Source organism: Kineosporia corallincola (genome assembly GCF_018499875.1).
Lineage (GTDB): Bacteria > Actinomycetota > Actinomycetes > Actinomycetales > Kineosporiaceae > Kineosporia > Kineosporia corallincola.
In genome coordinates, this window is record NZ_JAHBAY010000013.1 from 42,077 (window position 1) to 62,879 (window position 20,803).

Consider the following 20,803-nt stretch of genomic DNA (forward strand, 5'->3'; position numbering starts at 1 on the left):
CTCTCGACGCTTAACTTCACTTGAAGCATCAAGTCAATCGTGAGTGGGAGAAGCATCATGGACGTCGTCCTGTGGGTTGTCGCGGCACTGCTGGCCGCGGCCTTCGCGGCGGCCGGCGCGATGAAGCTGGCCCAGCCCCGGGCCAAGCTGATCGAGTCCGGCATGGGCTGGGCCGGGGACTTCGGCGACGGTCAGGTGAAGCTGATCGGCCTGGTCGAGGTGCTCGGTGCGATCGGGCTGATCCTGCCCGCGGCCCTGGGGATCGTGCCGGTGCTCACCCCGCTGGCCGCGGCCGGGTTGTTCGTCACCATGGTGGTGGCGGTCGTGGTGCACCTGCGCCGCGGTGAGGGTGGCGGCGCCGTGCCCGCCCTGGTGCTCGGCCTGCTCTCGCTGTTCGTGGCGATCATGCGTTTCGGGCCGAACAGCTTCTGACGATCGGCGGGCGACCGGGCCGGTTTAGGGTGGCGTGGTGGCAGATCGGGCGCGGTTCACGCGGGAACAGCTGGAGTCCTACCGCGACACCACGGTGCCCGACCTGCTCGGCCCCCGGCTGCGTCTGCTGTTCGTCGGCATCAACCCGGGTCTGTGGACCGCCGCGGTGCAGGCGCACTTCGCCCGGCGTGGCAACCGGTTCTACCCGGCGCTGCACCGTTCCGGGCTGACCGACCGGCTGATCGACGCCTCGTCCGGCTACACCGACGACGACCGCCGGCACCTGCTCGACCGGGGCATCGGCATCACCAACCTGGCCCACCGCGCCACGGCACGGGCCGACGAGCTGGATCCCGCCGAACTGGTGCGCGGCGCGGGGCAACTGGATCAGCTGGTGGCCCGGCGCGGTCCGCGGGTGGTCGCCTTCCTCGGGATCACCGCATACCGCACGGCTTTCCGGTTGCCCAGGGCGAGAACCGGCCCGCAGGAACAGAACCTGCACGACGCGCAGGTGTGGGTGCTGCCGAACCCCAGTGGCCTCAACGCCGGCACGCAGCTGCCCGAGCTGGCCGAGCAGTTCCGCCGCGCGGGAATCGCCGCCGGGATATTCCAGAACTGAAATTGAGGACGACGCTGAGCTTTTCAGGAGCTCAGCGTCGTCCTCAATTTTAAGGGTGATCAGCGCTTGGCGGTGCGGTTCTCCGAACTGATCAGCCAGGCCTGCTTCTCCAGGTCGTGGATGATCGCGTGGAGCAGATCGGCCGAGGTCGGGTCCTCGTTGTCCACGTCGTCGTGTACGGCGCGGATGGTGCCGACGGTCTCGCGAATCAGCAGGGTGATCCGGTCGACGGCGTCGGAGGTGTCCACCTCACCGGTGCCGAAGTCGGTCAGGGAGGTCTGCGCGCACACGGTTTTCGGGCCGGCGTCGGGCGTGACGTCGAGGGCCCGCATGCGCTCGGCGATCGTGTCGCTGTGCTCGCGGGCGGCGTCGACCAGCTCGTCGAGCTGGAGGTGCAGGTCGCGGAAGTTCTTGCCGACGATGTTCCAGTGTGCCTGCTTGCCGTACAGGTGCAGGGCCACCAGGTCGACCAGGACCCGCTGGAGGTTGTCGGCCAGGAAGTGCGAAGCGTGGAAACCGGTGGTTTTGTTCAGTGTTTCGGTCATGATGTTCTACCCCTTCTTCTCAGCCCTGTGGGCGAGCCGCGCAGGTGTTGCAGATTCCCCACCAGACCACCTCGGCCTCGTCCACCCGGGCAAAGCCGTTGCTGGACGCCGGTGTCAGACAGGGGGCCTCGCCGGTGTGGCAGTCCACGTCGGCGACCACGCCGCACGACCGGCAGACCAGGTGGTGATGGTTGTCGCCGACCCGGGTCTCGTAACGGGTGGCCGACCCGGCCGGTTCGATGCGCCGCACCAGGCCGGAGTTCGCCAGATCATCGAGTGCGTTGTAGATGGTCTGGTTGGAGAGCTGCCCGTCCACCGCCTGGGACAGGTCGGTGACCGTGGAGTGCGGCCGGGTGATCAGCGCTTCCAGAACGGCCCGCCGGGGCGCCGTGCTGCGGAGGCCTGCTCCGCGCAGGAGCACTGTCGGATCCGTCATGGCCACCACTATGCGCCCTTCTTTTGAGTCTGTCAAAAGAAGGGCGCACCGTCGGCCGGTCAGGCCGGGGGATGGGCGTCCAGCCAGGTCAGCACCGTCTTGGTGAACTCCTCCGGAAGCACATCGTGCACGCTGTGCCCCCCGCCGAGCGTGATCAGCTCGGCGTGCGGGATGCGGCGCGTGGCCTCTTCCAGCCAGGCCTGGGGCACGTGACTGGTCTCGCCGCCACCGACGACCAGCGTCGGCATGGTGATGGTGTGCAGCCGGTCGAGCAGGTCCAGGGCCCCGGCGTCGATCTGCGGGCGCATCTGCACCACCATCTCCCAGTCCAGGGGTATCTCGCGATCCGGCCGGTCGGGCAGGGGACGGGGCGGGAACGGCGGGCCCGGGGCCACGTCCTCCACGATCAGCCGGTTCACCAGGTCGGGCCGGTCGACGGCGAGCATGAACGCGGTGATCCCGCCCAGGGAGTGCCCGAGCACGGTGCCCGGTGCGGGGGCAAGCGAGTCCAGCAGCTCCACGACGTCCGAAAAGAAGCTCTGGTAGGAGTATTCGCCCGGCCAGTCGCTCGGCGTGTGGCCGCGCAGGGTCACGTTCAGCACGCGGTGGCCGGCCTCGAACGCCGGTAGCAGCGGGTGCCAGCTCACCCCGCCCTCACCCAGGCCGTGCAGTAGTACCAGGGTCGGGCCGGAGCCGGTGTCGGTGTACTCGATACCGACGCCGGCCGAGGTGGTGAACCTCATCAGCCGAACACCTCCTCCACCCACTCGGGGTGATCGATGAACGGGTTGCGGTTGTGCTGGAACTGCTCGTAGATGGCGTCGTTCCGGTTCTGCTCGAAGCTGTCCACCGGATCTTCGTCGTTCCACTCCAGCAGGGTCGACAGCTTGCCGAAACGCGGTGCCGAGCCGCCGGTGGTGGCGTTGTCGAGGGTCAGGTCGGCGAAACCGTCGTCGCCGTCGTACCGCACGGCCATGTAGAAGATCATCCGGGCCACGTCGCCCTTCACCGCGTCCCGGGGTTCCCAGGAGTCGGAGTCGGCGTAATTGCCCGGGGCCTCGTCGTTCTCGGTTCCGCCGTCGTCGAAGTCCAGGTTCCCCCGGTCGGAGTTGACCGTGACGTCCTCGGGCCGCAGGTGGTGCAGATCGGTGCCCGGCCCGGTGGCGGTGCCGAAGTCGCCGTGCGACTTGGCCCAGACGTGCTCGCGGTTCCAGTCGTCCGCGTCACCGCCGTTCAGGCTCTTCGACCTGCTGGTGCCGCTGTAGAGCAGGATCACGTTGCCGGAGTTCTTCGGGTCCTGATCGGTGACCTTGAGGGCGTCCCACACCTGGTCGTACGAGAGCTTGGTGACGTTCGTGGAGATGATCTGGTGCAGGGCCTCGTGCAGGTCGTTGCCGGTCTTGCCCTCGGCCGCGGCGTAGTAGTCACCACTGGCCGGCGGGCTGGTCGTCGTGGTGGTGGTCGGGGTGGCCGTGGGCGTGGAGGTTCCGGCCGTGCTGATCGCCGACGGTGACTTCAGCCCGGCGTGGCTGAAATAGGCTGTGAGAGTGCCGGTCACGTCGAGCCGGGTGCCGATCAGGCCCGGGTTGCTCTGCAACCCGTAGGTGGACCGGTAGCTGCTGGTGATCTGCACGTAGAGCATGTCGTCGGTGTCGGTCTCGCCGGCCGAGTCGGCCAGGGCGATGGCGGTGTCACCGGTGAAGCCGCTGCGCAGCACGGTGTCGGTGGCGGTCGGCTGGCCCACCACGTAGCCGCGCACGAGCGAGCTGGTGCCGCTCTGGCCGGCGATCGCCTGGGCCACGGTGAGCGGGGTGGAGTCGGCGACCTGCTCGATCGAGGCGAGGGTCGGAGGGCCGGCCGAGGCCGGGTCGGCCGAGCAGCCGGAGAGCGCCGGGCCGATCAGGGCCAGGGGAAGGGCGAGCCAGGCCATGCGGCGCGAAGCGGTAATCATCAGGGGCTCCGATCGTCGTGGTCGTCCGAGCGTGGCGCACAAACAGGTTCGCGGTCATGCGGTTTCGCCCGGAGGAGAAACCGCATGACCGCGAGGTGGAGCAGATCAGTCCAGGGCCGTCACGCGGTCGGCGGCCGGGCCGGTCACCGGGGAGTTGGCCTCCAGGTAGGTGTTGAACGCGTCCAGGTCGACGCCACCACCGGCGCGGTCGGTGCCCTCGGTGAGAACGGTGAAACCGTCACCACCGTCGGCCAGGAACGAGTTGACCGTGATCCGGTACGAGGCGTCCGGGTCGATGGTCTCACCGTTCAGCTCGATCGTGGAGGGGTCGACCTTGTCGCCCACCGCACCGGACTTCGACCAGGAGTAGGTGAAGCCCTTCGAGACGCCCAGGTGCAGGAACTTGACGCTGCCGTCGGTCTGTGTCGTCCACTGCTGCTCGAGCATGGTCTCGATCTGCGCGCCGGTCACCGTCATCGAGGTGAGCAGGTTGCCGAACGGCTGCACGGTGAACGACTCGCCGTAGGTCACCTTGCCGTCGCCCTCACCGGCGGACGAGCCCGCGTAGGTGAGGTCCGCCCGCACACCGCCGGGGTTCATGAACGCCATCTGCGCCCCGCCGTCGGCCTCGGCCGTGGTGGCGGACAGCTGCGCGTCGGCGATCAGGTCGCCCAGGCTGGACTCGGTGTCGCGGCTGACGCTGCGCTTGACGTCACCGGTGATCTCGCCGACGACCGTGTTCGCGATCGGGCCGACCAGCTCGTTCCACTTGGCGATGGTCTTGGTCTGGTCCGAGGCCTTCTTCTGGGTGCGGTCCACCAGGTGGTTGGCCGACTTCACCGAGGAGCGGATGACGTCGCCGGTCTTCTTGCTCAGCTTCAGATTGGTCTCGGTCACCGTGCGGCCGTAGGACAGGTCGCTGGTGACGTAGCGGGCGTTGCCCTTCGGGTCCGGGATGTTGCAGTTGTAGGACTCGTGGGTGTGACCGGTGACCACCAGGTCGATGCTGGAGCTGAGGTTCTCGGCGATGTTCACGATCGGGCCGGAGATGCCCGCCGCGCTGCCGCTGTTGCAGTCGAAGTCGTAGGTGGCGTTCTCGTCCACCGGGATGCCGCCCTCGTGCAGCAGCACGACGATCGCCTCGACGCCCTTCTTGCGCAGGTCCTTCGCGGCCAGGTTGGCGCTCTCGACCTCGTCGTTGAACTGGACGTCCTTGATGCCGGCCTGGGCGACCAGCTCCGGGGTGCCCTCCAGCGTCATGCCGATGAAGCCGACCTTGACGCCGTCCACCTTCTTGATCGAGGTGGGCGGAAGGATCGTGCGGCCGGTCGAGGCATTGAACCAGTCGCCGTACTTCTTGGCCTTCTTCGGCTTGGTGACCTTGACGCCGTCCTTGTACTCCACGTTCGCCGCGAGGTACTGGAAGTCGGCGCCGGAGTAGCCGTCCTTGTCGAAGCAGCCCTCGGTCGGGTGGCAGCCGCCGTACTGGATGCGCAGGAGCTCGGACACCCCCTCGTCGAACTCGTGGTTGCCGACGCTGGAGACGTCGACGTCCATGTTGTTCAGGGTCTCGATGCTGGGCTCGTCCTTGAAGATGCCGGACAGGAACGGCGATCCGCCGATCAGGTCGCCGGCCGTGACGGTCAGGCTGTGCTTCTGGTTCTTGCGGAGGGTCCGCAGCTCGGTGGTCAGGTACTCGGAGCCGCCGGCCGCCACCTCACCCTCGTCGGTGGTCACGGTGCCGTCGCTGCCCGAGGGCGTCTCGAGGTGACCGTGGTAGTCGTTGAAGCTCAGGATCTGAAGGTCGACCGTGTCGCTCTTCTTCTTCACCGCGGCCGTGTCACTGGCCTCGGCGGGAGATGACGGTAGTGCGAAAAGTGCTGCGACGGTGCTCGCGGCGATGACCGCGGTGAGCCCGCCTCTGCGCATCGTGAGGGGCTTCATGGGCGCAAGCTATCCACTTGCTGTGCGCGGATCCAGGAATAAAAGGGCAAAGGTCGTCGACCGGGAAAGAGTTGATCTGCCGTTCACGCAGGTTGCACAGCTAATCCCTATCCGCTCGGTCTTGACGCGGGGTGGTGAGCCGGGTCCGGGCCTCTTCCAGGTAGTCGGCGAGTTCCCGTTGTGCACCGGCGATGTCGCCGTCTTCCAGCAGCGACAGCAGGGTGGCGTTGCGCCGGATGTAGGGCTCGTGCAGACCCTGCGGGTCGTCGAGCACCAGGAAGGCCAGGCGCAGTTCGGCGAACAGCCCGCGCAGGTAGTCGGTCAGCCGGTGACTGCCGGCCAGCGCCACGATGCCCTGGTGGAAGTGGATGTTCGCGGTGCCGACGGCCTGCCAGTCCGCGCGCTGCGCCGCCGCCTCGGCCTCGGCCAGGGCAGCCCGTAGCTCGGACAGGTCGAACTCCTCGCCCAGCGAGCCCAGCGCCGCGTTCTCCAGCAGCACCCGCACCCGGTAGAGCTCGGCGATGTCGGCGGGCGTCAGGCTGCGCACGAACACGCCGCGATTGCGCCGGTGCTCCAGCAGCCGCTCGTGGGTCAGCAGGCGGAAGGCCTCGCGCAGGGTGTTGCGGGAGACCTCCAGCGCCTCGCCGAGCGCCTCCTCGGACAGCCGGGTGCCGGGATCGAAATAGCCCTCGGTGATGCGGGTGCGCAGGGAGTCGACGACCCACTCCACCGTGCTGGCCCGGGAGATCTGGCGCCGGTCGTCGGCGAAGTCTTCGACCATGCTCGCGCGCATGGCCACAGGCTACCCAGGGGATAAGGGGATTGCTCAACGATTGTTTCGCCGCGATGAAGAGCGACGAACGGTTCCACGAGTCAATTGAAGGATTGTTGAACAAAGGCTAGCTTCGAAAGGGTCAGCACCTCTCCAGATCGGGGGAACCTGTGATGTCCGCTGCCACCACCTCGCAAGAAGCCCGTGCCGCCGGAGTGTCCCGCAACCGGCTGATCGCCTACGCCGGGGCGATCCTGCTCATGGCGATGTCGGCCGTGGGACCCGGATTCATCACTCAGACAGCCAAGTTCACCGGCACCTACGCCGCGTCGTTCGGCGCCGCCATCCTGGCCAGCATCCTCATCGACCTGGCCATCCAGCTCAACGTGTGGCGCGTGGTGGGCCTGTCCGGCCGGCCCGCGCAGGACATCGCGAACCAGGTGCTGCCCGGGTCGGGCCACGTGCTCACCTTCCTGATCGTGCTCGGCGGCCTGATCTTCGGCATCGGCAACATCGCCGGGGCCGGGCTCGGGCTGCACGACCTGCTCGGCATCGACACCCGGCTGGGTGCCGTGATATCCGCTGTCATCGCCATTTTCGTGTTCAGCTACCAGGCGATGGACGGCGCCGTGGACCGTGCCGTGATCGTGCTCGGCGTGGTCAAGATCGGCCTGATCACCTTCATCGCGATCAAGGCCGCACCCCCGGTGGGCGAGGCGCTGGCCCGCACCGTGGACCCGCAGGGCCTCGACTTCCTGCCGGTGCTGACCCTGGTCGGCGGCACCGTCGGCGGCTACATCACCTACGCCGGGGCGCACCGCCTGCTGGAGACCGGAACCGTCGGCCGCGAGCACCTGGCCACGATCAGCCGCGGCGCCACCACCGGCATCCTGGTCACCGGGGCGGTGCGAATCCTGTTGTTCCTCGGCATTCTCGGGGTGGTCGCCGGTGGCTTCGCGCTCGCGGACGACGACCCGGCCGGTTCCGCCTTCCGGCAGGTGGCCGGGGAATCGGGCGTGCGGCTGTTCGGTCTGGCCCTCTGGACGGCCGGCATGACCAGCACGATCGGGGCGTCGTTCACCTCGGCCACGTTCCTGAAGACGCTGGTGCCCGTGGTGGCCCGCCGGTTCAGCCTGACCATCTCGCTGCTGATCACCGTGGCCACGATCGCCTATCTGGTGATCGGCCAGACCCCCACCTCGCTGCTGATCTTCGCCGGGGCGTTCAACGGCCTGGTGCTGCCGGTCGGGCTCGGGCTGCTGCTGTGGGCCGGCTGGCGCCGCCCGGATCTGCTGCCCGGCTACCGTTATCCGCGTGTGCTGCTCCTGATCGGTTTCGCCGCCTGGGCCTTCACCGTCTACGCCGGGTGGAAGTCCCTGGCCGAACTGCCGAAGATCTTCACATGAGCACGTCGCTGTACGCCTGGCCGGCCGGCGAGACCGGTTACCTGATCGACGTTCCGGAGACCGACCCGGCCCGGGTGGCGCAGGGCCTGCGGATCGTCGCCGGGCGCCGCCGGATCGAACTGGTGGACGTCGTCCCCGGGCTCTCCACCGTGCTGGTCACCCTGGCGCGGCCGATGCCGCCCGGCGCGTTCCGGGCCCTGCTCGCCGAGGTCGAGTCGGAGCCGGTGGAGGACGCGGCCGACACCGGCACGATCACCGTCGGCGTGCGCTACGACGGACCCGACCTGGACGAGGTGGCGGCGCTGACAGGGCTGGGCGTGCAGCAGATCGTCGAGATCCACACCAGCACCGGGTTCCGGGCCGCGTTCAGCGGTTTCGCGCCTGGCTTCGTCTACCTCACCGGGGTGCCCGCGGTGCTGCGGGTGCCCCGGCGGGCCGAGCCGAGGGCCGTGGTGCCCGGTGGGTCGGTGGCGCTGGCCGACCGGTTCACGGCCGTCTACCCGCGGCCCAGTCCCGGGGGCTGGCGGTTGATCGGCAGCACCGACATGCAACTGTGGGACGACGCGGCGGATCCGCCCGCGGCCGTGCGCCCCGGCATGACCGTGCGATTCCGGCAGGTCGCCTGATGCTGCACGTGATCCACCCCGGTCTGTTCACCACGGTGCAGGACGAGGGCCGCCCGGGTCATGCCTACCTCGGCGTGCCGCCCTCCGGCGCCCTCGACCGCGGCTCGTTCCACCTGGCCAACCGGCTCGTCGGGAATCCCTCCGGCGCAGCTGTTCTGGAAACCACCGTGCGCGGGCCGGAGCTGCGTTCCGAGGCGTCGTCGGTGCTGACGCTCGCGGTGACCGGGGCGCCCGCGCCGGTGCTGGTCGACGGCCGCCCGGCGCCCTTCGACGCCGCCTTCCGGGTGCTGCCCGGGCAGACCGTGCAGGTCGGCGCGGTGACCGCCGGGCTGCGGTCGTACCTCGCGGTGTCGGGTGGTCTGGACCTGCCGCCGGTGCTGGGCAGCCGCTCGGGCGACGTGCTGAGCGGTCTCGGCCCGGCACCGCTGGAGGCCGGGGCCACGCTGCCCGTCGGCCCGGCCGGCCTGGTGCCGGTTGTCGACTACGTTTGTCCGCCGGGGGTTTTCGCCGAACCGGTGCTCGACGTCGTGCCCGGGCCGCGGGCCGGCTGGTTCACCGACGCGGCGCTCGGCGTGCTGGCCCGCACGGCCTGGCGGGTCTCGCCGACCAGCAACCGTGTGGGCCTTCGGCTGGAGGGCGCCATGCTGGAGCGTCTCAAGAAGGGGGAGCTGCCGTCGGAGGGCACGGCGACCGGCAGCATCCAGGTGCCGGGCAACGGCCTGCCCGTGCTCTTCCTGAGGGACCATCCGGTCACCGGGGGCTATCCGGTGATCGGGGTGGTCACCCGGGCCGCGCTCGACCTGGCCGCGCAGGCGGCGCCGGGCACCACGTTGCGGTTCCGGGTCAGGGGCCGGTGAGCATGGCACTGATCGCCGTCCTGGCCCGGTGCAGTTCGTCGGCACGGGCATCGATCTTGTCCAGCTCGCAACGCAGCACCCGGGTGAGGGAGTCGCACGACTCCACCGCCAGATCGGTGTTCTGCACGCAGGGCAGCACCTCCCGGATCACCGCGAGCGACAGGCCGGCGGCGAGCAGGGCGCGGATCCGGGTGACGGTCTGCACCGCCTGCTCCGGGAACTCGCGGTAACCGTTGCCCAGGCGCTGCGGGCTGAGCAGGCCGGACGCCTCGTAGTGCCGCAGCGACCGCACGCTGGCGCCCGTGCGGTCCGACAGTTCCCCGATGCGCATGCCCGCTCCCGGTGCTTGACCCTGACGCAGGTGTCAGTGTTTACGGTAACGGCCGGTCCAGCGGAATTCCTTCCTCAGGGAGCGGCATCATGAGACTCGGCATCTTCACCCCGGTCACCGACGAGCAGACACCTCCGGCCGAGCTGGCCCGGCAGATCGAGGACCGGGGCTTCGAGTCGCTGTTCGTGCCCGAGCACTCGCACATCCCGACCCGGTTCGCCACCCCCACGCCGGACGGAAACCCGATCTCCCGCGACTATTATCGCAACCTCGACCCGTTCGTCACGCTGACCGCGGCGGCTGTGGCCACCACCCGGCTGCGGCTCGGCACGTCGGTGCTGCTGGTGCCCCAGCGCGACCCGATCCACCTGGCCAAGGAGGTGGCCAGTCTGGACCTGGTGTCGGGCGGGCGGGCCGAGCTCGGGGCGGGGGCGGGCTGGTTGCGGGAGGAGATGCGCAACCACGGCACCGACCCGGCCACGCGGTTCGCCCTGCTGACCGAGCGACTGGCGGCGGTGAAGACGATCTGGGCCGGTCCGGGCGCTGAGTTCCACGGCGAACTGGTGGATTTCGACCCGATCGAGATGTGGCCCAAGCCGGTGCAGACGCCGCATCCGCCGGTCTGGCTCGGCGGCTGGGGGCCGACCACGCTGGGCCGGGTGGTGAGCTCGGGCAGCGGCTGGCTGGCGCCGCCCGGTCTGTCGATGGACGAATTAGCCCGTGGCATCAAAGAACTCGCCGAGCTGGCCGATGCTCGCGCCGTCCCCACGCCCTTGGTGGTCGCCACCCTGTACGCCCCCACGCCGCATGATCTGGATGCGGCGCGGGAGCTCGGGGTGCACCGGGTGCTGCTCGGGCTGACCGGTGCGATCAGCCCGGGCAACACCCGGCGCGGTCTGGACGCCTACGCGGGGCTGTTGCCCTGAGGCGCCGGCTTTTCCGGCCAGATGCTGGAGAGATCCAGGTCGGCCAGCCAGGTCTGGGCACTGTCGACGAGCCCGAACTCGTGAATCTCCTGGGTGGCCGGGTCGAGCACCCAGGAGATCGGGGTGTCCCACTCCCGGTAGAAGTCCCGCTTGGCGCCGAGATCCGTCGTGCGGCTCGACGGGGACATGACTTCGACTGCGAGACAGACGTCTTCGGGCACCAGGTAGGCGAGTTGTTCCTCCCGGGCGCGTTTCTTTTCCCAAATTCTAGACGCGCTCGGTCTTCAGTCGCTCCTTCAAGTGTGCCGGAGCCACCGTCCGGGCCAGGTGCCAGCCGACCACCGCGACGATCGTGCCCAGGGCGATGCCGGAGAGCGAGAAGTCGTCGGTGATCTTCACGCTGGTGTCGCCGATCGCGATGATCAGCCCGGCGGCCAGTGGCACCAGGTTGATCGGGTTGCCGAAGTCGACCCTGTTCTCGATCCAGATCTTCGCGCCGAGCAGGCCGACCATGCCGTAGAGCACCACGGTGATACCGCCCAGCACCCCGCCCGGGGTGGCGGCGACCAGGGCGCCGAACTTGGGGCACAGGCCGAACAGGATGGCCACGACCGCCGCCACGTAGTACGCGGCGGTGGAGTAGACCCGGGTCGCCGCCATCACGCCGATGTTCTCCGCGTAGGTGGTGGTGGGCGAACCGCCGACGGCGCTGGCCAGCACCGTGCCCACGCCGTCGCCCGCGATCGCCCGGCCGAGCACCGGGTCCAGGTCGCTGCCGGTCATCTCGCCGACCGCCTTGACGTGCCCGGCGTTCTCCGCCACCAGCGCGATCACCGACGGCAGCACGAGCAGGATGAACGCGGCGGAGAAGGTGGGGGCGTGGAATCCGGCGATCTCCAGGCCGTCCGGGCCGATCACGGTCTTGTCGGGGAAGCCGAACCAGGCTGCGCTGTCGACACTGTCCCAGACCACCCGCCAGTGCGTGTCCACCTCACCGGTGCCCGCGTTGAAGGCGGTGATCTGGCCGAAGACCCGGTCGAACAGCCAGGAGATCACGAAGCCGAACACCAGACCGAGGAAGATCGCGACCCGGCCGACGAACCCGCCGGCGGCCACGCTGAGCACCACCACGAACAGCATCACCAGCAGGGCCACCCACTGGTCCTGCGGCCAGTAGGTGTCCGCGACCACCGGGGCCAGGTTGAAGCCGATCAGCATCACCACGGCGCCGGTCACGGCGGGCGGCAGCGCCTCGTTCACCAGGTGGCTGCCGGCGAAGTGGATGACGACGCCGACCACGACCAGCATCAGCCCGGCCACCAGGATCGCGCCGGTGACGTCGGAGGAGTCACCGCCCTGCGCCCGGATCGCCGCCACCCCGCCCACGAACGAGGCACTGGTGCCCAGGTACGAGGGCACCCTGTTCTGCACGATCAGCAGGAACACGATCGTGGCGATCCCGCTCATCATGATCGCCAGCTGCGGGTTGAGGCCCATCAGCACCGGGAACACGAACGTGGCGCCGAACATCGCCACCACGTGCTGGGCCCCGAGCCCGATCGTGCGGTCCCAGCTCAGCCGCTCGTCCGGGGCCACCACCTCGCCCGGTGCGAGCGTCTTGCCGTCTCCGTGCAGCTTCCATCCGATGGCCATCCGGTCACCCTCCTCGTCGCCTGCGCGAAGCGTAGAAGTACCGTTCACGGCTCGTCACCAAAGAGTGGCGGCTTTTTACGCGGAACTCACAAACCGGTTCACGGACGGCGTGGCCGCGCAGGTCCGGCCCGGTCCGCCACGGGCTCGCGAGGCCGTTCCCACCAGAGCGGTGGTGACGGCCTGGTGGCCCTCCGTGGCACGCCGTGGTGCCTGCGGGCGTGTCCGCGAGTCGCCCGGGACGGATGCCCGATCTGTCTCCCACGTCCGGTAGTTTCAGGGGGTTCCTCAGACGTGCTGTTGTCCACGTGGTCGCCTCGTGGACGTTCGGAGGTAAGAAATGACGGCCGCGAGCCTGACCCTGTTCCCTCTGCTCGCCGGTCCGGCGAGACCGGCACGGGTGAGCGCGATCGTCTCGGGGGCCGTCTACCTGGAGGTCGATCCGGCCACCGACGACGACGGGCGGCACCACCCCGGCGCCGTGGTCGCGTTGCTCGACCCGGCCGCCGTCCAGCTCCCGATCGGCCTCACCCTGCCGCCCGGCGTCGCCGACCTGGTGCCGGTGTCGGTCGACGGCGCCCCGGTCTCGCCCGGCCCGATCGTGTTCGGCCACGGTGCGGTCTCGATGGCCGGCACCCGGCTGCCGGTGCTGCGCTGGTGGAACCCCACCGTGCCCAAGCAGGTGCTGCCGCCCCCCGCGCCCGAGATGCTGCCCACCGCCCTGCTCGACGGCCTGCTCGACGAGGCCGCGCAGCCGCTGGCCGAGGGTCTCGACCTGCTGCGCTCCGGCGACACCGAGGCGGCCTTCGAGGCGCTGCTCGGTACCGGTCCCGGCCTCACCCCGGCCGGTGACGACGCCCTGGTCGGTGCGCTGGCCGCGCTCGCCGCCTGGGCCCCCCGCTCCACCGCGCACCGCCTGCTGGCCGACGGCGTGGCCGCGGCCGACGGGCGCACCACGGCGATCTCGGCCGCGCTGCTGCGCTCCGCCGTCACCGGTGCCGTGGTGCCGCAGCTGACCCGCTTCGTCGGCGCGCTGAGCACCGGCGACCCGGCGGCGATCCGTCCCGCCCTCGACGAGGTGCTGCCGGTCGGCGCCAGCTCCGGCGCCGCGATGGCGGCCGGTGCGGTGGCCCAGCTGACCAACCTGATGCAGGGTCCCTCGCGCCGGCGCCGGGTGGCCATCGACGCCACCGGCCCGATCGGGGCCTCCGCCGTTCTGTAGAGCCCCCGGCGGCGACGACCCGCCCCGTTGCACTCCGGCGAACCGCCGGGGGCGACGGGGCGGTGTCGCGTCCGGTGTCGCGTCCGGTGCCGCGTCGGGTGTCACGTCCGGAGGCCGTTCGGGCCGTTCCGGGCGGATGGGGTCACGGTGCGGTGCGGACCGGGCGGCCCGGTGCTGTCGCCCTTCGGGAACTGCCTGTCGCAGAGGAGCTTTCGCACCGAAATGTCGTCACACTGGGTGGTGGATCAAGGCCACGGGGTGACGGAGCGCCCGGATCCTGCGCCGTTCGGGTGAGCCGGCGGGTTCGACGTTAAAAGCCCTGGGGCGGCGTCGATAGGCATCCCGGTGGGGTTCAAGAGGGACCCCGAAGCTCTCTCACGGAGGAGACGCATGCGCACCCCCAAGATCACGGCCAAGCGGGCCCTGGGCCTGACCCTCGCCGGCGCCCTCGCCATCGCGGGCACCGTCGCCGTCGCCAACATCTCGCAGGCCGCCACGTCGATCACGATCTCTCCGACCACCGGCCCCGCCAGCGCCACCCAGGTCATCAAGATCAAGGGCTCGGGCTTCGCGGACAGCACGGGGGCCGCGATCGCCAAGTCGGTGTCGTTCAGCAGCACCGCCTGCTCGGGCACCACCGTCCCGGCCACGGTCGCCACACCGTTCAGCGTCACCTCCGCGACCTCGGCCACCGTCACCGCCCCCAACACCCTGACCGCCGGTACCTACTACCTGTGCGTCTGGGACAAGGCGGCCAGCGGTACCAGCGCCACCATCCTCGGCTCGGCGAAGTACGTGACCGCCGCGGCCCCGACCGCCACCACCATCGTCGGCGCGGCCAGCAACATCGCCAGCGCGTCGACCCTGGGCAACACCACGGTTGTGGTCAACGGCACGAACTTCGTCAAGACCGGTCTGTCCGCCTCGATCGGTGGCACCGCGGCCAAGGCCACCTATGTCAGCGCCACCAAGGTCTCGGTCGTGCTGCCCGCCCACGCGGCGGCCACCGGTCTGGCCGTCAAGGTCACCACCCCGTACGGCTCGGCCAGCACCACCGACACCGTCAGCTACGTGCCGGTCGTCTCGGTCTCGCCGACCAGTGGTGACGGCACCGCGGGCAACGTCCTCACGGTGACCGGAACCGGGTTCAACGCCAAGAGCTTCGCCGACGCGGCCGCCACCGGTAAGGCCGTCGTCGTTCTCTCGCCCGGTGGCTCGGCGATCACCACCACGATCCCGGCCTCCCCGAAGTACTGCACCTCCGTCCAGGTGGTCAGCGACACCGAGCTGGACTGCCAGCTCCCCGCGCTGACCTCCGCTCTCGGCGCCTACTCGGTGCAGGTGGTCGACGCGACCGGCGCCACCACCGCCACCGGCGCCACCACCGTCTCCAAGAGCGCGACCTACACCGCGGCCGCCTTCTGATCGGCCCCGTAGGTAGCACCGCCTGATACAGCCGGAGCCCGGCCCCCACGGATGGGGGCCGGGCTCCGGCCTTCTGACGCGGGTGAGCGATGATGCCGCGATGACGGAGATCAACTTTCTGGCGGTCGTGGAGCGGGAGACCGAGCGGTTCGCGGTGATGCTGGAGACGGCCGACCTCGGCGTCCCGGTCCCGACCTGCCCGGGCTGGAGTCTGCACGACCTGGCCGATCACGTCGGCGGCGTGCACCGGTGGGCCCGGCACGCGATCGTCGAGGGGGTGGAGGGCGACGACCCGCCGGCCGCGCCCGGCGATCGGGCCGGACTGGTGGACTGGTACCGGGAGTCCGCCGCCGGATTGCTGGCGGCGCTGCGGGAGCTGCCCGCCGATGCCCCGGCCTGGCACTTCGGGACCGGCCCGCAGGTGGCGGGCTGGTGGCGGCGACGGCAGGCGCACGAGATCACCATGCATCTGTGGGACGCACGCAACGCCCTGGGCGGTGGCGAGCCGGTCGACCCGGTGCTCGCGGCCGACGGGGTGGACGAGGCCCGTCACGTGTTCTTCCCGCGGCAGGTGCGGCTGGGGCGGATGCCCGCGCTGGACCGCTCGCTGGCCGTGGTGGTCGCCGAAACCGGCCGGCGGCACGTGTTCTCGGGCGACGGCACCGGGACGAGCGGCGAGGAGCCGGCGGACGCCACCGTCACCGGGCCGGCCGAGGCCCTGCTGCTCGCACTCTGGCACCGGATCCCGGCGGACGACCCTCGGCTGCTGGTCGAGGGGGACCGGTCCGCGGCGATCGAGGTGCTGTCGGCGAAAGTGACGGCCTGACCGGGATCAGGCCGTGGAGGAGACGACCCCGGCGATCGCCCGGATCTGCTCCGGACCCACCCGGCAGCACCCGCCGACGATCTGCGCCCCGGACGTCACCCAGCCGTCGACATCACCCAGCAGCAGACCCTGGGACGGCGGGGCGGGCGTCCAGGCGCGCCGTCCGGCGTCCCAGCCCTCACCGCTGTTCGGGTACACCGCAACGGGTTTGCCGCTCGCCTCGTGTGCCACGGCCACCGTCTCACCGATCCCGACCGGGGAGGTGCAGTTGACGCCCACGGCGATCACCGACGGCACCGACGCGGCCAGCGCGAAGGCCTCGGCCGCGGGCTCGCCGCGCCGGGTTCGCGAGCCCACGGTGGTCAGGCTGATCCAGGCCGGGTGTCCCAGCCGGTCCAGCTCGGCCAGCAGCGCCTCCACCTCGGCCAGCGACGGAACGGTCTCCGCGGCGATCAGGTCCACCCCGGCCTCGGCGAGCAGCTCCAGCCGGGGGCGGTGGAAGGCACGCAGCTCGTCCACGCCGACGTCGCCGTAGTCGCCGGTGTACTCCGACCCGTCGGCCAGCATCGCGCCGTAGGGGCCGACCGACCCGGCGATCAGGGCCGGGCGCCCGGACTCCTCGACCGCGCGCAGGGCCAGCAGCACCGACTGCCGGATCAGGCCGGAGCCGGTGGCCAGGTCGACGCCCGCCCGGGCGAAGCCCTCGGGCGAGGCCTGGTAGCTGGCGGTGGTGACGATGTCGGCGCCGGCGTCGAGGTAGGCCCGGTGCGCCGCGACCACCGCGTCCGGGGCGTCCATCAGCAGCTGGGCCGACCAGAGCCGGCCGGAGATGTCGTGGCCGCGGGATTCGAGTTCGGTGGACAGGCCCCCGTCGAGGACGAGGACCCGGCCGCCGCTGAGAACGTCAGACACGATCAGTCCCGGATCAGGGCCTTCGGCATCGACCCGGTGGATTTCACGTAGTACGCCGCCGCCTTGCGGGTGGCGAACATCCGGGCCACCCCCATGATCGCGCCGGACAGCGCGGCCCAGGCGATCGCCTCCTTCCAGGTGGTCTCCGGGTCTTCGGGCACGGTCGGGGGCTGCCCACCGGTCGCGCCCTTCCAGACGATGTTCAGCGTCTGGTTCGCCGCCTGCGCCGCCGCGATCGCCGCGGCTGCCGACAGAACCTTCCACATCACCGATTTCATGCGCGCTCTCCTCACCGCCACCGACGTCTACACATCAATCTGGATCAATCCTGGCCCACCCGCGGCCGGGCGGCATCGCCAGGGGCCCACCAGTAGCGGGGTGACGACGTCAGAGCAGGCTGAACACCCAGCGGAACACCGGGATCAGCACCGTCGCGCTGGACCCGACCAGGCCGAACAGGAGCAGGAGCGCCAGGAGCCGGGCGAGCGGACTGGGCCCGCTGCCGTTCCGGGTGGTGCTGCGCAGCATCCTGAGGATCATCGCAACAGGGTGACATGCCCGGCGCGCGCTGTCCCGGAGCACGCCGCCCGGCGCCGGGCGGTCACCGGATGCGAGGGATGAGGTCATTGGTCCGCAGCGGATCGTGCCCAGGGGGTGTACCGTCGCAAGTGCGACAGGGGAGCGTCATGAGGGCGCTGAGAGTGCGGGCAACCGCAGACCCTCGAACCTGATCCGGGTCATGCCGGCGAAGGGAGTCGGGCATCTCGGCCGTTTCCGAGGGCGCTCCGGCCGGTGGCTGCGCCCATCGGCGGTGGTTCCCCCGGCGACGGCCCCCCTCCGATGACGGAGGAGCACGCACATGAACACCCCCTGGGCCGGCCCACGCCTGTTCGCCGCGGGTGCCGCGGTCGCCGTGGCACTGGCGGTCTACCTGATCGGCCTACCCGAAGGCACTTCGCTGTTCGGCACCCCGCTGTCCGACCTGACCCTGCCGACGGCCCTGTTCGTGGCCACCGCCGGGGTCGCGGTCACCGCCTCTACCGCGCGGGCCGGGCGCTGGCGGGTGGTCGACATCGTCACGGCCAGCGTGCTCGGTGTGGCCGGGGGCCTGGTGTTCGCGGTCTGGAACGCGGCGTCCACCCCGCTGCGCGACGCGATGGTGCCGCCGGCCTCCGCGATCATCGCCGGGGTCTGGCTGTTCCCGGCCGTGCTCGGTGCACTGGTGGTGCGGCGTCCGGGCGCCGCGGTGTACACCGAACTGGTGGCCGCCGTGCTGTCCGCACTGGTCGGCAACGAGTGGGGCTTCGCCACGGTCTGGTACGGCCTGGTCGAGGGGATGGGCGCGGAGGTGGTGTTCGCGCTGCTGCTCTACCGCCGCTACGGCCTGCCCACGGCGCTGTTCGCCGGGGCCGGTGCCGGTGTCGCGGTGGGTCTGCTCGACAGCCTGATCTACTACCCCGAGACCCTGGGCGCCGGCGGCAAACTCGCCTACGTGCTGATCGCGACGGCCTCCGGCGTGGTGATCGCCGGCCTCGGGTCGTGGCTGCTCACCCGGGCCCTGGCCAGCACCGGAACCCTGGCGCCGCTGGCCTCCGGCCGCAGCGCCGAACGCGTCTGAGAGCATGGCCGATCGTGTCCGACACCCGACTTCCGTTGATCGAGGCGCACAACTGGGGCTGGCGACACTCCACCCGTAAGGCCTGGGCGGTGCGCGGTCTCGACCTGCGGATCGAGCCCGGCGAGCGGGTGCTGCTGCTCGGCGCCAGTGGCGCCGGCAAGTCCACCCTGCTCGCCGGGCTGGCCGGTCTGCTCGACCCGGACGAGACCGGTGGTGACGAGGAGGGCGTGCTGCTGGTCGACGGCGTCCAGGCGCGCCGGGCCCGGCAGCAGGGAGTGCGTGACGGCCAGGCCGCCACCGGCCTGCTGCTCCAGGATCCGCAGGCGCAGACGGTGCTCGCCCGCTGCGGTGACGACGTGGCCTTCGGCCTGGAGAACCACGCCGTGCCCACCCACCTGATCTGGCCGAAGGTGTCGGAAGCCCTGGAGGGAGTGGGCTTTCCGTACCCTCCGGAGCATCCGACCGGCCGGCTGTCGGGTGGCGAGCGGCAGCGGCTGGCGCTGGCCGGCGTGCTCGCCCTGCGGCCCGGTCTGCTGCTGCTCGACGAGCCCACGGCGATGCTCGACCCGGAGGGCGCCGACCTGGTGCGCTCCAGCATCGCCGCCGTGCTGGAGCGCACCGGCGCCGGTTGCGTGCTGGTCGAGCACCGGGTGGAGCCGTGGCTGCCGCTGATCGACCGGGTGGTCGTGCTGGAGCCCGGCGGCGGCGTGCGGGCCGACGGTGTGCCCGGCCGGGTGTTCGCCGAGCAGGGTGAGTCGTTGTTCGCCGCGGGGGTGTGGGTGCCGGGTCTGCGTCCCGCGCCGACGAGCCCGACGGTGGACGACGTGAGCCCCGCGTTGCTCACCGCCTCGCGGCTGGGCGCACGCCGCCCCGGGCAGAAAGAACCGGCGGTGCGTGGCGTCGACCTGGTGGTCGAGGCCGGCCGGGCGCTGGCCGTCACCGGGCCGAACGGGGCCGGGAAGTCCACCCTGGCACTGACTCTCGCCGGTCTGACCGCTCCGGCCGAGGGATCGCTGGTGGCCTCCGAGGCGCTGGCCCGGGGCGCCGGGCCGAGCCCGCACGCCTGGAACGCGGGCCGGCTGGTGAGCCGGATCGGCACGGTGTTCCAGGACCCGCAGCACCAGTTCGTGGCGCCGACCGTGGCCGGTGAGCTCACGGTCGGGCCGGAACGGGTTGCGGCACAGGGACGCCGGTGGGGGCGGAGGCGGGCGGTTTCGTCGTCCACCATTGGTGCCGACGAGATACTGGGACGGTTGCGGCTGGATCACCTGGCGCGGGCCAACCCCTACACACTCTCCGGCGGTGAGCAGCGGCGGCTCTCGGTCGCGACAGTGCTGGCCACCGCACCCGACGTGCTGGTGCTCGACGAGCCGACGTTCGGGCAGGACGCCCGCACCTGGACCGAGCTCACCGGCCTGCTGCTGGAGCTGCTCGGCGAGGGCCGGGCGGTGGTGGCGGCCACCCACGACCACGAGCTGGTCGAGGTGCTGGCCGCGTACGGATCGGTGGTGAAGCTGTGACCATGCTCTTCGACGGGCTCGACATCCGCGAGGCATCGTCCGCCCCGGTGGCCCGGGCCAACCCGGCCGCGAAACTGGCGGTGGCAACGGTGATCTCGGTGGCGTTGATCCTCACTGTCGACCCGGTGACCGCGGGGGTGGCCCTGGCCCTGGAGCTGGCAGCCCTGCCCTGGTGCGGTCTGTCCCCGCGGAACCTGTTGCGCAGCAGCTGGATCATTCTGCTCGGGGCGGTCCCGGCCGGGCTGCTGACGCTGTTCTTCGGGGTGGACAGTGGAACGACGCTGCTGGGAATGGGTTTCGTCAGTGTGACCCAGGGATCGCTCACCTCGGCGGTGGCGATCACCCTGCGCATCCTGGCGATCGGGCTGCCCGGCGTGGTGCTGCTGGCCACCACCGATCCCACCGACCTGGCCGACGCCCTGGCCCAGAACCTGCACCTGCCGCACCGTTTCGTTCTCTCCGCGCTGGCCTCGCTGCGTCTGGTCGGGCTGCTGGCCCAGGAGTGGCAGACCCTGACCATGGCCCGCCGGGCCCGGGGCTTCGACCGCGGGCGCTACCTGCACCAGGTGTTCGCGCTGCTGGTGATCGCGATCCGGCGGGGAACCGTGCTGGCCACCACGATGGAGGCGCGGGGGTTCGGGGTGGACGCCCCGCGCACCTGGGCCCGGCCCAGCCGGTTCAGCCGGTTCGACCTGCTGGTGGTGCTGGGCGGGCTGGGGGTGGCCGTGGCGGCGACGGCGGCCGGTCTGCTGGCCGGCACCTGGAACCTGGTGCTGGCCTAGCCT

The 20,803-nt window shown here is 70.9% G+C and carries 24 protein-coding genes and 1 riboswitch; of the genes, 12 read left to right on the forward strand and 12 right to left on the reverse strand.

Features of this window, described 5'->3' with window-relative positions; all coding sequences use genetic code 11:
- Positions 1–57 precede the first annotated feature (57 nt).
- Positions 58–432, forward strand: coding sequence for a DoxX family protein (locus tag KIH74_RS26850; protein ID WP_214159136.1), 375 nt, complete (start codon positions 58–60; stop codon positions 430–432).
- Between the two features lie 37 nt (positions 433–469).
- Positions 470–1,051 (forward strand): mismatch-specific DNA-glycosylase, encoded by a 582-nt coding sequence (locus KIH74_RS26855; protein ID WP_214159137.1) that lies wholly within the window; start codon positions 470–472, stop codon positions 1,049–1,051.
- A gap of 59 nt (positions 1,052–1,110) precedes the next feature.
- Here the strand turns inward: KIH74_RS26855 and KIH74_RS26860 are convergent, their stop codons facing one another.
- From KIH74_RS26860 to KIH74_RS26885, 6 genes are all read right to left on the reverse strand, one after another.
- On the reverse strand, positions 1,111–1,596 hold the full coding sequence (locus KIH74_RS26860; protein ID WP_214159138.1) for a Dps family protein: 486 nt from the start codon (positions 1,594–1,596) through the stop codon (positions 1,111–1,113).
- A 19-nt stretch (positions 1,597–1,615) separates the two neighbouring features.
- The gene (locus tag KIH74_RS26865) at positions 1,616–2,032 is read right to left on the reverse strand and encodes a Fur family transcriptional regulator (RefSeq protein ID WP_214159139.1); all 417 of its coding nucleotides are present in this window, start codon (positions 2,030–2,032) and stop codon (positions 1,616–1,618) included.
- 59 nt (positions 2,033–2,091) lie between these two features.
- Complete coding sequence (locus tag KIH74_RS26870) at positions 2,092–2,775, reverse strand: alpha/beta fold hydrolase (RefSeq protein WP_214159140.1); 684 nt, start codon at positions 2,773–2,775, stop codon at positions 2,092–2,094.
- Positions 2,775–3,983 carry an endonuclease gene (locus tag KIH74_RS26875; protein WP_214159141.1) on the reverse strand — a complete coding sequence of 403 codons (1,209 nt, stop codon included), beginning with the start codon at positions 3,981–3,983 and terminating at the stop codon, positions 2,775–2,777. The genes KIH74_RS26870 and KIH74_RS26875 overlap by 1 nt, the downstream gene beginning before the upstream one ends.
- Positions 3,984–4,088: 105 nt before the next feature.
- Positions 4,089–5,927: a bifunctional metallophosphatase/5'-nucleotidase gene (locus tag KIH74_RS26880; protein ID WP_214159142.1), complete on the reverse strand. Its 1,839-nt coding sequence runs from the start codon at positions 5,925–5,927 to the stop codon at positions 4,089–4,091.
- A gap of 100 nt (positions 5,928–6,027) precedes the next feature.
- On the reverse strand, positions 6,028–6,720 hold the full coding sequence (locus KIH74_RS26885; RefSeq protein ID WP_214159143.1) for a GntR family transcriptional regulator: 693 nt from the start codon (positions 6,718–6,720) through the stop codon (positions 6,028–6,030).
- A 152-nt stretch (positions 6,721–6,872) separates the two neighbouring features.
- On the opposite strand from KIH74_RS26885, the gene KIH74_RS26890 reads away from it, so the two are divergent.
- The 3 genes from KIH74_RS26890 to KIH74_RS26900 are packed head-to-tail and all read left to right on the forward strand — an operon-like array spanning position 6,873 to position 9,588.
- Entirely contained in the window at positions 6,873–8,105 is a 1,233-nt protein-coding gene (locus KIH74_RS26890) for an NRAMP family divalent metal transporter (protein WP_214159144.1), read from the forward strand.
- A complete protein-coding gene (locus tag KIH74_RS26895; protein WP_214159145.1) occupies positions 8,102–8,731 on the forward strand; it encodes a 5-oxoprolinase subunit B family protein in 630 nt (209 codons plus the stop codon). The genes KIH74_RS26890 and KIH74_RS26895 overlap by 4 nt, the downstream gene beginning before the upstream one ends.
- Positions 8,731–9,588 carry a 5-oxoprolinase subunit C family protein gene (locus KIH74_RS26900; protein ID WP_214159146.1) on the forward strand — a complete coding sequence of 286 codons (858 nt, stop codon included), beginning with the start codon at positions 8,731–8,733 and terminating at the stop codon, positions 9,586–9,588. The genes KIH74_RS26895 and KIH74_RS26900 overlap by 1 nt, the downstream gene beginning before the upstream one ends.
- Here the strand turns inward: KIH74_RS26900 and KIH74_RS26905 are convergent.
- Positions 9,575–9,919: a MerR family transcriptional regulator gene (locus KIH74_RS26905; protein ID WP_214159147.1), complete on the reverse strand. Its 345-nt coding sequence runs from the start codon at positions 9,917–9,919 to the stop codon at positions 9,575–9,577. The two genes, KIH74_RS26900 and KIH74_RS26905, sit on opposite strands and share 14 nt — an antisense overlap.
- Positions 9,920–10,008: 89 nt before the next feature.
- Between KIH74_RS26905 and KIH74_RS26910 the strand changes: the two genes are divergently transcribed.
- Positions 10,009–10,845, forward strand: a complete 837-nt coding sequence (locus KIH74_RS26910; RefSeq protein ID WP_214159148.1) for an LLM class F420-dependent oxidoreductase — start codon at positions 10,009–10,011, stop codon at positions 10,843–10,845.
- Here the strand turns inward: KIH74_RS26910 and KIH74_RS26915 are convergent.
- Both KIH74_RS26915 and KIH74_RS26920 read right to left on the reverse strand, forming a co-directional pair.
- Entirely contained in the window at positions 10,824–11,111 is a 288-nt protein-coding gene (locus tag KIH74_RS26915) for a Uma2 family endonuclease (RefSeq protein ID WP_214159342.1), read from the reverse strand. The two genes, KIH74_RS26910 and KIH74_RS26915, sit on opposite strands and share 22 nt — an antisense overlap.
- 1 nt (position 11,112) lies before the next feature.
- Positions 11,113–12,498 (reverse strand): uracil-xanthine permease family protein, encoded by a 1,386-nt coding sequence (locus KIH74_RS26920; RefSeq protein ID WP_214159149.1) that lies wholly within the window; start codon positions 12,496–12,498, stop codon positions 11,113–11,115.
- Positions 12,499–12,835: 337 nt separating this feature from the next.
- Between KIH74_RS26920 and KIH74_RS26925 the strand changes: the two genes are divergently transcribed.
- From KIH74_RS26925 to KIH74_RS26935, 3 genes are all read left to right on the forward strand, one after another.
- Entirely contained in the window at positions 12,836–13,717 is an 882-nt protein-coding gene (locus KIH74_RS26925) for an oxamate carbamoyltransferase subunit AllH family protein (protein WP_214159150.1), read from the forward strand.
- 390 nt (positions 13,718–14,107) lie between these two features.
- Positions 14,108–15,142, forward strand: coding sequence for an IPT/TIG domain-containing protein (locus KIH74_RS26930; protein WP_214159151.1), 1,035 nt, complete (start codon positions 14,108–14,110; stop codon positions 15,140–15,142).
- A gap of 100 nt (positions 15,143–15,242) precedes the next feature.
- Positions 15,243–15,968, forward strand: coding sequence for a maleylpyruvate isomerase family mycothiol-dependent enzyme (locus tag KIH74_RS26935; RefSeq protein ID WP_214159152.1), 726 nt, complete (start codon positions 15,243–15,245; stop codon positions 15,966–15,968).
- Positions 15,969–15,974: 6 nt separating this feature from the next.
- On the opposite strand, the gene mmuM is transcribed toward KIH74_RS26935, so the two are convergent.
- The 3 genes from mmuM to KIH74_RS26950 form a co-directional block, all read right to left on the reverse strand.
- Positions 15,975–16,883 carry a homocysteine S-methyltransferase gene (gene mmuM / locus KIH74_RS26940; protein WP_372492134.1) on the reverse strand — a complete coding sequence of 303 codons (909 nt, stop codon included), beginning with the start codon at positions 16,881–16,883 and terminating at the stop codon, positions 15,975–15,977.
- Positions 16,883–17,158 carry a DUF4235 domain-containing protein gene (locus KIH74_RS26945; RefSeq protein ID WP_214159154.1) on the reverse strand — a complete coding sequence of 92 codons (276 nt, stop codon included), beginning with the start codon at positions 17,156–17,158 and terminating at the stop codon, positions 16,883–16,885. Before KIH74_RS26945 ends, mmuM begins: the two co-directional genes overlap by 1 nt.
- A gap of 109 nt (positions 17,159–17,267) precedes the next feature.
- Positions 17,268–17,420, reverse strand: coding sequence for a hypothetical protein (locus KIH74_RS26950; protein ID WP_214159155.1), 153 nt, complete (start codon positions 17,418–17,420; stop codon positions 17,268–17,270).
- A gap of 125 nt (positions 17,421–17,545) precedes the next feature.
- Positions 17,546–17,651: riboswitch (TPP riboswitch) on the forward strand.
- Between the two features lie 88 nt (positions 17,652–17,739).
- Between KIH74_RS26950 and KIH74_RS26955 the strand changes: the two genes are divergently transcribed.
- From KIH74_RS26955 to KIH74_RS26965, 3 genes are read left to right on the forward strand one after another with little or no spacing between them, the layout of a single operon-like run.
- The gene (locus KIH74_RS26955; RefSeq protein WP_214159156.1) at positions 17,740–18,498 is read left to right on the forward strand and encodes an ECF transporter S component; all 759 of its coding nucleotides are present in this window, start codon (positions 17,740–17,742) and stop codon (positions 18,496–18,498) included.
- A 14-nt stretch (positions 18,499–18,512) separates the two neighbouring features.
- Positions 18,513–20,018, forward strand: coding sequence for an ABC transporter ATP-binding protein (locus KIH74_RS26960; RefSeq protein ID WP_308114014.1), 1,506 nt, complete (start codon positions 18,513–18,515; stop codon positions 20,016–20,018).
- Positions 20,019–20,020: 2 nt separating this feature from the next.
- Positions 20,021–20,800 carry an energy-coupling factor transporter transmembrane component T family protein gene (locus tag KIH74_RS26965; RefSeq protein ID WP_246573204.1) on the forward strand — a complete coding sequence of 260 codons (780 nt, stop codon included), beginning with the start codon at positions 20,021–20,023 and terminating at the stop codon, positions 20,798–20,800.
- The last annotated feature ends 3 nt before the right edge of the window (positions 20,801–20,803 follow it).